At 61.4% G+C, this 246-nt stretch carries 1 pseudogene; it reads right to left on the bottom strand.

Going from position 1 to position 246, the window contains the following annotated elements:
* Positions 1-126 (bottom strand): annotated as a pseudogene (locus KUA11_RS17645) (signal peptidase II); the annotation flags it as partial.
* Positions 127-246: the final 120 nt, after the last annotated feature.

Raw genomic sequence — 246 nt, 5'->3', positions numbered from 1 at the left:
GATGGCAAGGGAGATGACGGAGAAGATGATCCGTCCCGCACCGCCTGCTCCACCGAACATTCCGAACGTAATGGCGTGATTCCACACCATGGTGAAGTTCAGGCCCGGACAGATCGCCACCGACCCTGTGTGTGCGCTGCGCGGATGTGGTCTCGCATGCGCACAGCTGTTCGTCTGTGGGCGGCTGACGCCGTATGCGCCTTCATTACCGTTCGCTGGCACTTGGGTTGTTTGCGGCCTGCGTGG

The organism is Acetobacter estunensis (assembly GCF_019083805.1).
GTDB lineage: Bacteria > Pseudomonadota > Alphaproteobacteria > Acetobacterales > Acetobacteraceae > Acetobacter > Acetobacter estunensis_A.
This window is presented reverse-complemented; position numbering and strand designations above follow the sequence as displayed.